This window comes from Xanthomonas cannabis (genome assembly GCF_040616535.1).
Lineage (GTDB): Bacteria > Pseudomonadota > Gammaproteobacteria > Xanthomonadales > Xanthomonadaceae > Xanthomonas > Xanthomonas cannabis.
This window is the reverse complement of sequence record NZ_CP136580.1, coordinates 3,469,326-3,481,606: the sequence shown is the minus strand read 5'-3', so window position 1 is coordinate 3,481,606 and position 12,281 is coordinate 3,469,326. Positions and strand designations below refer to the sequence as shown.

Below are 12,281 nucleotides of genomic sequence, written 5' to 3'. Positions count from 1 at the left end.
GTCGAACCATGAGTACCGCCCCGGACGCCCGCAAGACCAACAAGCTCGGCAGCGTCAGCACCAGCTTCTGGCTTGGCTTGCTGGTGTTGTCGATGATCGTGTTTGGCGCCAACACCGGCGTCGCCACCTGGCAGGGCAGCCGCCTGGCCGGTGCCGGCACCGGCGCGGCCGACCTGCAGGTGCTCTCGCAGCAGCTGGCCAACCAGGGCCGCGAAGCGGTGTCCGGCGACGCCAAGGCATTCGCCGCGTTCAAGGAGACCAAGGGCCGCATCGACAGCACGGTGAGCGAACTCGATGGCCGCTACGGCCAGGAAGGTTCGGTGGCCAGTTCGATGGCGCAGCTCAAGGCGACCTGGGTGCCGCTGAGCAAGAACGCCGATCAGGTCATCGCCAGCGAACCGGCGGTGCTCGGCCTGGCCGGCAACGCCGAACGCTTCTCCGGCAGCGTGCCGCAGCTGCAGGCGCAGTTGAACGAAGTGGTGCGCGCGATGACCGTCAGCGGCGCGCCCGCCGCGCAGATCTACAACACGCTGCAGCAGGTCGTGGTCGCCGGCACCATGGCGCGCCGGGTCACCGAAATGCGTGCCGGTGGCGCCAATGCGGCCGCCTCGGGTGACGCGCTGGGGCGTGACTCGGTGGTGTTCACGCAGATGCTGGACGGCCTGCGCGCAGGCAACGAAGAACTCGGCATTGCCGCGGTGCGCAACCCGGCCGCGCTGGCGGCGCTGGAGCAGTCGCAGGCGCAGTGGGCGACGATGAAGAAGGACATCGACGCCATCCTCGCCAGCTCGCGCAACCTGTTTGCCGCGCAGTCGTCGGCGGCCGCACTGACCGCTGGCTCCAACAAGATGCTCGACGACAGCAAGAAGCTGTTCGATGCGTTTTCGGCGTTCGGTTCGGTGCGCGACACCCGCCTGTTCCCGAATTTCTGGCTGGGCGTGGTGTCCGGCCTGGTCGCCTTGCTGGCCATCATCGGCTTCGTATGGAGCTCGGTGCGGGTACGCACCCGCGAGCAGGACGTGCGCTACCAGGCGCAGGTGGAATTCAACAGCCGCAACCAGCAGGCGATCATGCGCTTGCTGGACGAAATCAGCTCGCTCGGTGAGGGTGACCTGACCGTCAAGGCCTCGGTGACCGAGGACATGACCGGCGCGATTGCAGACGCCATCAACTACGCCGTGGACGAACTGCGCCACCTGGTGACCACCATCAACGACACCTCCGCCAAGGTGGCCGTGTCGACCCAGGAAACCCAGGCCACCGCGATGCAGCTGGCCGAAGCGGCCGGCCAGCAGGCCAACCAGATCACCACTGCGTCCGAGCGCATCAGCGAAATCGCTGCCAGCATCGAACAGGTCTCGCGCAACTCCACCGAATCGGCCGAAGTGGCGCAGCGCTCGGTGGTCATCGCCGCCGAGGGTGCCGGCGTGGTGCGCGAGACGATCCAGGGCATGGACCAGATCCGTGACCAGATCCAGGAAACCTCCAAGCGCATCAAGCGCCTGGGCGAATCCTCGCAGGAGATCGGCTCGATCGTGGAACTGATCAACGACATTTCCGAGCAGACCAACATCCTGGCGCTCAACGCCGCGGTGCAGGCGGCATCCGCAGGCGAGGCCGGTCGCGGTTTCGCGGTGGTGGCCGACGAAGTGCAACGCCTGGCAGAGCGCACCTCGAGTGCGACCCGACGCATCGAAGGCCTGGTGCAGACCATTCAGGCCGATACCAACGAAGCGGTCAGCTCGATGGAGCAGACCACTTCTGAAGTGGTGTCCGGTGCGCGCCTGGCCGAGGATGCCGGCACGGCGCTGACCGAAATCGAGCGCGTGTCCAACGCCTTGAACAACCTGATTAAGAACATCTCCATCGCGGCGCACCAGCAGTCGGCCGCGGCGACGGACATCACTCAGACCATGGGCGTGATCCGACAGATCACCAGCCAGACATCGCAGGGTGCGGAGCAGACGGCCGAGTCGATCGGCAACCTGGCCGAGCTTGCTGCCGATCTGCGCCGTTCGGTCGCCGACTTCAAGCTGCCGGCGTGACCACGACGCGGAACGGGAAAGGATCAGCAGATGGCGCGTAGTCGCATTACGTCGATGCAGGAAGTGACCGGTGACCGCAGCAGCGGTGAGCCGGCCGTTGTCAGGGGGCTGCAATGAGCGCGCTTCGCGATGCGATGAGCCACGCCGCACTGGGCTGGGTCAAGCCGGAGCTGGACGAGACCTTGCGCCAGGCGCGCAACGAGATCGAATACTTCGCCGAAGAACCGTCCGATACCAGTCGGATGCGCTTCTGCGCGGGTTATCTGCATCAGGTGCAGGGCACGCTGCGAATGGTGGAGCTGTATGCGCCGGCCATGGTGGCCGAAGAGCTCGAACTGCTGGCCCAGGCCGTGCAGGTCGGCGAGGTCGCCGACCGCGACGAAGCATGCGCCATGCTGATGCGCGGCACCGTGCTGCTGCCCGATTATCTGGAGCGCCTGCAGAACGGCCACCGCGACATTCCGATCGTGCTGCTGCCGCTGCTCAACGAAATCCGCGCCACCCGTGGCCAGCCCGGTCTGAATGAGAGCGTGTTGTTCGCGTTCGATCCGCAGGCCGGTGTTGCCACCGAAGCCGAGCTGGATCACGCCCGCGGCAGCCTTTCCGGGCGCAACCGCGAACTGCTCGACACCGTCGGCAGCGCGGTCAAGGAAGAACTGCTGCGCGTCAAGGATGCGCTGGACCTGCATCTGCGCACCGGCGGCGACATCGCCGAGCTGCAGACCCAGGTCAAGGATCTGGGCAGCGTTGCCGACACGCTGGGCATGATGGGCCTGGGCGTTGCGCGCAATGTCGTCGTGCAGCAGCGCGATGCGCTGGCGCGCGTGGTCGACGGCCAGGTGCAGATGGACGAAGGCGTGCTGCTGGATATCGCCGGCGCGCTGCTGTACGTGGATGCCTCGCTGGACGATCAGGTCGCCAGCCTTGGCGCCGATCTCGGCGATGGCAACGAAGCTAGCAACAGTGCCACCTCCTCGGAAGTGCGCCGCACCGTGGACGTGCTGGCGCAGGAAGCGATCGCCAACTTCGGCGCGGCGCGCGAACATTTCGTCGCCTTCATCGAAACCAATTGGGACCACGCGCGTCTGGCCGATGTGCCGCATCTGCTGGGCGAAGTCGGTGGCGCACTGCGCATTCTCGAATTGCCGCAGGCCGCCGATTACCTGGAAGGCGTGCGTCGTTACGTCGATCTGGAGTTGATCGGCAAGCAGCGCGTGCCCAGCGGCCGTCAGCTGGACACCCTGGCCGATGCGATGGCCAGCCTGGAGTACTACCTGGAAGCTCTGCGCGAGCGCCGTCCCGGCCGCGAGGAGATTCTGGACATCACCCGCAACAGCCTGGAAACGCTGCGGTATTGGCCGCTGCCGTCCGGGCAGCCGTCCGAATTGCCGGTCGGCACCGACCAGCCCGGCAGCGTTGCCGCATTGCAGACGGTGGCAGCATCGCCTGCTGCGCACGCCGGCACGCCGGCTGCGGCGGCCAACGATGCGGTGCCTGCCGCGTCGCTGGAATGGGCCAATGAAACCGTGGTCGAGACGCCGTTTGCCGCCAGTGTCGTGCACGACACCGGCGCAGCGGCCACCGATACGGTGTTCTCGTTCGACCCTGTCGCTGCGGAAGAAACCCGCTCCGGCCAGGCGCACGTGCCGTTTACGGTCGCCCCGCTGGAATTGTCCGACGACGACGGTGCGCAGGCGCCGGGCGACTGGCACCTGGAGACCACCGGGCAGACGGCGCCGATCGCCAGCTCCGCCTTCGACCCGGTCTCGGCCGAGCAGGACAGCCACGTCGCAAGCGAGGCCACGCAGGTCAGCTACACCGTCGACCTGAGTGCGCTGGAACAGGAGCAGGCCGCCGTCTCCGTGCCCGCCGACGAGGCACCGCTGCAGATCACGCACATCGATCTGCCGGGCGATACCGAACAGGCCGACGCGCCGCTGGACTTCATTGCCGACAACCAGGCGCGTCGCGCGCAGGTCAGCATCGACGATGCGTTCTCGCCGCCGCCGAGCCCGCCGGTTGCACCGCCGGAACACGACGACCCGTTCGTCGAGTCCACCCCTGAGGCAGACGACGCACCGGCCGAAGCGAGCGCCGAGCAGACGCCCGCGCGGGTGCAGCAGGCCACGGTCAGCGAGTTCGAGCTGGACGATGCCTCGGCCGCGTTCCTGGCCCAGCTCGACGCCGCTGCTGCGCAATTCGATGTGGAGCGGCCGCAGGACGCGCCCGTGCGCAACGACCGGGCTGCAGACGTCGCGCCCGTCGTGGTCAGCGAGCCGGCTCCGGTGGCTGCCGATGCCGGCATTTTCGGTGGCTTCGGCGACAGCGATATCGATGACGACATCCGTGATGTCTTCCTTGAAGAGTTCGACGAGGAACTGGTCAACCTCGGGCAGTTGCTGCCCATCTGGCGCGCCGCCCCGAACAGCCCGGACAACCTGCGTCCGATCCGTCGCGTTTTCCACACGCTGAAGGGCAGTGGGCGATTGGTCGGTGCCAGCGTGCTCGGCGAGTTCAGCTGGAAGATCGAGAGCATGCTCAACCGCGTGCTCGACAATTCGCGCCCGGCCAGCCCGGCGGTCGTGGCGATGGTGGAACTGGCCTACGAGGTGCTGCCGCAGTTCAATGCCGCGCTGCGCGACCAGGGCCGCATCAGCGCGGATCTGCCTGAAATCCAGGCCATTGCCGAGCGCGTTGCAGCCGGCGAAGAGGTCTATTACGTGCCCGCACCGGCCACGCCGGCCGTGCCCGAGATCGCCACGGTCTCTGCACAGACCAATGCGGTTGCTGCGAGCGGTGGCACGCCGGCCTCGGTGGACAGTGTGCTGCGCGAGATCCTCGAAGCCGAGGTCGCCACGCATCTGGACACGGTCAATGCCTGGCTGCAGGCCACCCGCGTCGCGCCGCAACTGGCGACCGAAGAATTGCTGCGCGCCGTGCACACCATGAGTGGCGCGTTTGCGATGACCGATGTGCCGGAAATCACCCTGGTGACCACGCCGGCCGAAAGCTACGTCAAGCGCCTGCTCGCTGCATCGGCCACACCGTCGTCCGAAGGCATCGACGCGATCGCGGCCACCGCCGCAGCCATCGCCACCACGGTCACTGCACTGCGCGCCGACGCACCGCTGATCCCGTCGTTTGCGCCGTTGACCGAGCGCCTGCGCGCCCTGGTCGAGACGTTGCCGGAAGCGCAGTGGCCGCCGCAGGCGTTCCTGGAAGAGCTCGACGACCTCGATGCGACCAGCGACGCTGCTGCCGGGCACGCTGTGCCGGTCGAACTGACCGGCGTGGAAGATCTGTCGCAGTACCTGGATTCCAGCGCACTGCCGCCCGAGACCGCCGCACCGACGCCCGATGCCGAAGACGCGCAGCCGCAGTCGGCCGATGCGCCGATCGCAGTGGACGAACTGGCCGAGGCTGAAGCCGAGCACGATTCGGCGCTTGCATTGGACGCGCCTGCACCGCACGCCGTCGACGCTGCCGGTCACGCTGCGCCGCACGAACACGAACACGAACACGAACACGAACACGAACACGTCGACGCGACTACCGACGCTGCGCACGCAGCGAGCGATGATGCGCTGGTGCCGGTTGCCGATTCCGGGCAGCCTACCGATGCGCTGCATGGCGATGCCGCGCAGCACGAGCAGGCAGACCAGGCCGTAGCGCAGGGTGCCGACGCACACGACACGCCGGCCGACGAGCCGCTGGTCGAGGCCGACGCCTGGGATGCGACCGAGCTGCAACATGCGCAGACCGCGCCGCACGATCAAGCACCGGGCGAGCACGCTGCAGAGGCGCCGAGCGAGGCAGTTGTTGATGGTGTGTCCAGCGAGCACGACACTGATGCGACCAGCACGCAACCAGACAGCGTTGCGGTAGACGAGCTGGCCGACGCAGAAGCTGCGTTGGGCCAGGCGCAGACGCTGGCCACCGCAGATGCCGATGCCGAGCAGGCAATGGATGCGCAGGCCGCGCATGCGCAGACGCACGACGAGCACGCAGCAGCACGCCCGGACGACGCGGTCGAGACCATCGAAGCATTGGAAGCCGTGCACGCCGACGTTGCGTTGGACGCACAGCCGCAGGCAACCACCGCAGAAGACTGGACGCCGGAAACCGCGGCGCTGGACAGCGTGCCGTCCGACCAGGACGGCCATGCCGTCGATCAGGGCGTGCACGCACAGGCCGATACGCAGGAATTGTCTGGCGAACAGCCGGCGGACGAGGCGTTGCAGCACAGCGACGCAGCACCGCTACATGCTGGCGAAACGCTTGCGGACGAACCGCCGCATTCTGCGGACCTCGCGCAGTCTGACGAGCATGCAGCGGCGGCAGAACACGCGTCGACTCAGCACGCGGATGCGGACCAGGACGCGTCTTCGGACGCCCAGCAGTCCGCAGGCTGGCAGGTGCAGGCGGAGCAGCACGTCGATGCCGGCGAGCAGTCGCAGGCGGAGCAGCACATCGATTCCGGCGAGCAGTCGCAGCCGGACACGTCTTCGCACGAACATGCGGCCGAAGGCGAGCAGACTGCCGCGCACCAGCACACCGACGCCGAACAGTCCGAAGCACGGCAGGCTGACGCCGAGCAGACTGACGCCGAGCAGGCCGACGCGGAGCTTGCGCACGCCGAGTACGCACAGACTGCGCAGGCCGACGCCGACGCCCTGCCTGATCACACCATCGAATCGGTGCAGGCGTTCGAAATGGCGCATGCGGCCGACCAGGTCGAAGAGACAGGCGATCCGCAATCGGACATCGCGCCGGACCTGCACGACGCATCGGCTGTCAGCGCCGACGCTCCAGTACATGCCGACGCGGATGTAGCCGGGGACGTGGGTGCCGCGACCGGGCATGCAGCACATGCCGATCACACGGATGCCGGCGTCCACACCGACGCCGATCAGCATGCCGGCGCCGACGACGCTGCAGACCAGCACGCAGCCGCCAGCGCGCACGAGCCAGCCGACCACAGCGCCGTCGTGCCGGAAGACACCGCCGCCGCCTTCAGCGCACCGGTGGAAGATGCCGCACGCGTGGAGACCGCAGCCAACGACGTGGGCGCTGCGTTCGATATCGGCCCGCTCAACTTCGATCAGCTCGATGGCGAATTGGTCGATATCTTTGTCGAAGAAGGCCGCGATCTGCTGGACCATTGCGATGGCCTGATCGCCCGCATGCGCGAAGTGCCCGAAGACCGCGATGTCCTCAACGGACTGCAGCGCGATCTGCACACGCTCAAGGGCGGCGCGCGCATGGCCGGCATCAACGCCATCGGCGACCTGGGCCATGCGATCGAATCGCTGCTGGAAGCGGTGGCGGCCAACCGCACCGACATCGACCGCGATGACGTGCGCCTGTTCGAGCGTGGCTTCGACCGTCTGCATCAGCTGCTGACCCGTACCGGCATGCACCGCGCGGTGGCGATGCCGACCGACCTAGTGGAAGCCTTCGAAACCCGCACCCGTGGCCGCGATGCGGCCCCGCCCAGCGACGCCGATGTCCGCGCGATCGCCAAGGCGTCGGTGGAGCCGGCACCGTTGTCGGCTCCGATCCCGGTCGAAGGCCAGGCCGAAGAAGAACTGATGCCGCGTACCCAGCAGGAACAGGTGCGCGTGCGCGCCGACCTGCTCGATCGCCTGGTCAATCACGCCGGCGAAGTGGCGATCTACCGCTCGCGTCTGGAACAGCAGATGGGCGCGTTCCGTGGTGCCATGGGCGAACTGGATCGCACCAACGCCCGTCTGCGCGACCAGCTGCGTCGTCTGGACCTTGAAACCGAAGCGCAGATCGTGGCGCGTTACCAGCGCGAGCAGGACCAGGGCGATCGCACCTTCGATCCGTTGGAACTGGACCGCTTCTCCACCCTGCAGCAGCTCAGCCGTGCGCTGAACGAGTCGGCGGCCGACTTGGGCGGCTTGCAGGGCGTGCTGGAAGATCTCTCGCGTCAGTACGACGGCCTGCTGCAACAGCAGTCGCGCGTCAGCTCCGAGCTGCAGGACGGCCTGATGCGTGCGCGCATGGTGCCCTTCGATGGCCTGGTGCCGCGTCTGCGCCGTGTGGTGCGCCAGGCGGCCAGCGACACCGGCAAGCAGGTGCATCTGGTGCTGGAAGGCACCCAGGGTGAACTCGATCGCAACGTGCTCGATCGCATGGTCGCGCCGTTGGAACACATGCTGCGCAACTCGGTCGCACATGGGCTGGAAAGCCCGGAACAACGTCGCGACGCGGGCAAGCCGGAAGAAGGCAGCATCGCGATCCGCCTGCGCCGCGAAGGCTCGGAAATCGTGCTGGAAGTGGCCGACGATGGCGCCGGGCTGGACCGCGAGGCGATCCGTCGCCGTGGCGAGCAGCGCGGCCTGATCGAACCCGGGCAGGAGCTCAGCGATGTCGAGCTGGATGCATTGATCTTTGCCTCTGGCTTCAGCACCTCCGAGCAGGTCAGCCAGCTGGCGGGCCGTGGCGTGGGCATGGATGTGGTGCGCAACGAAGTGCGTCAGCTGGGCGGCTCGGTGGATATCCACTCGGTGCGTGGCCAGGGCGTCACCTTCACCTTGCGCCTGCCGCAGACGCTGGCGGTCACCCAGGCGGTGTTCGTGCGCATCGGCGAGACCACCTTTGCGGTGCCGGTGGCGTCGGTCAGCGGTATCGGCCGTATCTCGCGCACCCGCTACGAGTCGGGCGAGGGTGGTTACCACTACGCCGGCGAGGAGTACGTGCTGCACGATCTCGGCTCGCTGGTCGGCCAGGCCGCCGCGCGTGCCGATGGGCAGGCGCAGGTGCCGTTGCTGCTGGTGCGTGCGGGCGATCTGCGCGCGGCGGTGGCGATCGACCAGGTGCTGGGCAACCGCGAGATCGTGGTCAAGCCGGTGGGCCTGCAGATTGCCTCGGTGCCGGGTATCTACGGCGCCACCATCACCGGCGATGGCCGCGTGGTGGTGATCCTGGACGTGGCACCGCTGGTGCGTCGCTACCTCAGCCAGCCGGCGCGTCCGGCACTGGAAAGCCCCGCCGAAGCACAGCGGCAGGTGCCGTTGGTGATGGTGGTCGACGACTCGCTGACCATGCGCAAGGTCACCAGCCGCGTGCTGGAACGCCACAACCTGGACGTCACCACCGCCCGCGACGGTGTCGAGGCACTGGAATTGCTCGAAGAGCGCGTGCCCGACCTGATGCTGCTGGATATCGAAATGCCGCGCATGGACGGCTACGAGCTGGCGACCGCGATGCGTGCCGATCCGCGCTTCAAGGCGGTGCCGATTGTGATGATCACCTCGCGCAGTGGCGAGAAGCACCGCCAGCGCGCCTTCGAGATCGGCGTGCAGCGTTACCTGGGCAAGCCTTACCAAGAGTTGGATCTGATGCGAAACGTGTATGACCTGCTGGGGATCGCCCGTGTCCGAGACTAATGGCGCAATGGGAACTCCGGTTGCCCTGCTGGGCCGGCCCGGTCAGGCGCGCGAGCGCCTGCGCGAAGCGCTCGGCCTGGCCGGTGCGCAGGTGGTGCTGGAAGACGAACCGTCTGCAGTCGACGTGCAGATGCTGCGCGACGCCGAGCCGGTGGCGGTGCTGGTTGCACTGGAGCCGTCCATCGAAGACGCGCTCGAAGCGCTGGAGCCGGCCTTCAACATGCCCGGCGTAACGGTGATCTTCGACGAAGCCGAGCTCACCGTGCGGCGCGAAGGCTGGGAAGCGCAGCGCTGGGTGCGCCATCTGGCTGCCAAGCTGCACGGCCACGCCGACGTGCTGCCGCCGGGCACCGAAAGCGAGCCCTCGCTGCAGCCCGAGCCGGGCCTGGCGCTGGAACCACGCCAGCATTCGGACCTGCAGCTGGATCAGCATCTGGAAGCCGCCGCGCACGCATTCGAGAACATGCCGGGCGATGCGTTGTTTGCGCGCACGGCCGCGCAGGCCGGGACCCCGGCCGCCGCCGACACGCCCGGCCTGACGCTGGGCGATTCCAGCACCTGGGGCCTGGTGGACGACGTCACCGTGGTGGTGCGCCCGCGCGCCGAGCTGGACGTTGCAGCCTTGTCGACCGGCGGATTGTCGCTGGTGGATCTGGAACACAGTGGCGAGGTGACCGGCGCGGTGCTGGTGATGGCCGGGATCGGCGGACCGGATGCGATCCGTCGCCTGCTGGCCGCGCTGCCGCCGCAGTTTCCACGCGCGGTGCTGGTGCGCATGACCCTCGATGGTGGCCAGTACGGCAACCTGGTGCGCCAGATGGGGCGCGTGTCGGCGCTGCCGGTGGAGTTGGGCGAAGCGGGCCAGGTGGTCGCCCCGGGCAAGGTCTATGTGCTGTCCGACGACGTCGGTGTGCAGCAGCACGCCGGCGCGCTGGCCTTCGTGGCACACAGCGATGCTGCCGGGCTGATTGCCGCGCTGCCGCCCGGCGACAGTGCGGTGCTGCTGCTCAGCGGCGCCAACGAGGCGCTGGTGGACGCATCGTTGGCATTGGCCGGGCAGGGCGGCTGGCTGGCGGGTCAGTCCGCCGATGGCTGCTACGACCCGGCCGCAGCCGCGCGCCTGGCCCGGCAAGGCATCCTGACCGGCGATCCTGCGCAGTTGGCGCAGGCGTTGGCACAGCGTTGGCCGGCGTAAGCCGGAAGCTCCCTTTCAGATCGGAAACCTGCAATGAGCTACGCCAACAATGACGAAATCCGCGGCGTCCTGATTCAGGCCGGCACCGAACGCGTGCTGCTGCCCAACGCCACGGTGGCCGAGGTGATGTCGCGCGTGGCGGTCGAAGCGCTGCCGGACATGCCGCGCTGGGTGGTCGGGCGTATCGACTGGTACGGCTGGAAGGTGCCGCTGCTGTCGTTCGCGCGCTTCAGCGGCCTGGGCGATGAACCCACTGCGGTCAACAACAAGGTCATCGTGCTGAAGGCGCTGGGCGGCAATCCTGCGCTGCCGTATTTCGCCTTGCTGACGGCTTCGTTTCCGCAGCTGATCTCGGTGCCGCGCGACGGCCTGCTGGCCGACGCCTCGGAAGAGGCGCTGCCGGACGGCGTGCACATGCGCGTGCTGCTCGGCGAGCAAAGCGCGTTGCTGCCGAACCTGGATGCCATCGAGTGGCAGGTGGCGCAGGCGCTTGACTCGGCTGCTGCCGCCTAAGAGCGTCCAACAAGACCACGGCGCTCGCCGCCATGCGGGCGCGGCCGGCGCGTGGAGTGGGCATGGACCACGCGGACACGGCGGTCCTGCGCGCCGTGCGCACGTGGCTGGCGACGTCTGGCTGGGTTGTGTCGGGCACTCCAGGGTGGCAGGCAACAGCTCCGCACCGCAGCTGCCAAGCCTGCGCAAACGCGGCCCGCAGCGGCCACGGCTCATCTGCACGGCGCGCCTGACGCATCGCCCCCGTGCCACGCTGGCCGGTGCCGACCAGGCGTTGCCAGCCACCCCGTTTGAAATCCGGATCGATACGGCGGGTGCATGCCGGCGCGCAGGGGTGTGCCTGGGTAGCCGGCGCCATGGCCGTATCGTGACCGCATCCGCAGCGTGCTGGTCGATGGATGCCGGGCGTCGTAGAGCAAACAGTCAACACTGCAGGGGGCGGCCATGAGCCTGCCCGCTTTTCGCCCGGTGTGCCGCGACGATGGCATGGTGCTCTCCGACCTGTCCGGTGTGGATCCGCTCGCCGTGGCCGGGTATCACGCACGTAACCGGGCGCACCTGGTCGAGGCGATGCCGTTGCGGCCGCCCGCGTTCTACACCGCCGACGGGTGGCGCCGGATATGCAGTGCGTACCGCATGTCGGTGCCCGGCGAGCGCGAGTTGCAACTTGTCCTGCAGGCCGGGCAGGAAGTAATCGGCACGGTGGGGTTCACCCAGATCCAGCGGGGCGCATTTCAGGCCTGCCATCTCGGTTACGGGCTGGATGCCGGCTGGCAGGGGCGCGGTGTGATGCAGTGGGCTGCGACGCAGGGCATCGCTTTCGTGTTCGGCCCGCTGGGGCTGCACCGGGTCATGGCGCAATACGTGCCGGACAATGTGCGTAGCGCCCAGGTACTGGCGCGCCTGGGCTTCCGGATCGAAGGCCGCGCGCGTCGCTACCTGCAGTTGAACGGCGTCTGGCGCGACCATGTGCTGACCAGCCTGTTGCGCGAGGATGCGGAGGGTGGCGAGGGCTGATGCGCGATGCGCATCGAGTGACCGGCAGATCGCGCCGATGGCGCGGCTCCACATGAGTCGTATCGGAAGTACTGATTTGCGTTTCGCGTGTGCCGC

At 68.0% G+C, this 12,281-nt stretch carries 5 protein-coding genes; all 5 read left to right on the top strand.

Translation table 11 applies throughout. The annotated features are described in order from the left end of the window. Positions 1-8: 8 nt before the first annotated feature. The 5 genes from RZV17_RS14800 (at position 9) to RZV17_RS14780 (ending at position 12,185) form a co-directional block, all read left to right on the top strand. Positions 9-2,045 carry a methyl-accepting chemotaxis protein gene (locus RZV17_RS14800; protein WP_355604551.1) on the top strand — a complete coding sequence of 679 codons (2,037 nt, stop codon included), beginning with the start codon at positions 9-11 and terminating at the stop codon, positions 2,043-2,045. A 113-nt stretch (positions 2,046-2,158) separates the two neighbouring features. Further along, on the top strand, positions 2,159-9,460 hold the full coding sequence (locus RZV17_RS14795) for an Hpt domain-containing protein (RefSeq protein ID WP_355604548.1): 7,302 nt from the start codon (positions 2,159-2,161) through the stop codon (positions 9,458-9,460). 7 nt (positions 9,461-9,467) lie between these two features. Continuing rightward, entirely contained in the window at positions 9,468-10,655 is a 1,188-nt protein-coding gene (locus RZV17_RS14790; protein WP_047697328.1) for a chemotaxis protein CheB, read from the top strand. Between the two features lie 33 nt (positions 10,656-10,688). Continuing rightward, positions 10,689-11,168, top strand: a complete 480-nt coding sequence (locus RZV17_RS14785; protein ID WP_039412173.1) for a chemotaxis protein CheW — start codon at positions 10,689-10,691, stop codon at positions 11,166-11,168. Between the two features lie 444 nt (positions 11,169-11,612). Then, a complete protein-coding gene (locus tag RZV17_RS14780) occupies positions 11,613-12,185 on the top strand; it encodes a GNAT family N-acetyltransferase (protein ID WP_355604545.1) in 573 nt (190 codons plus the stop codon). Positions 12,186-12,281: the final 96 nt, after the last annotated feature.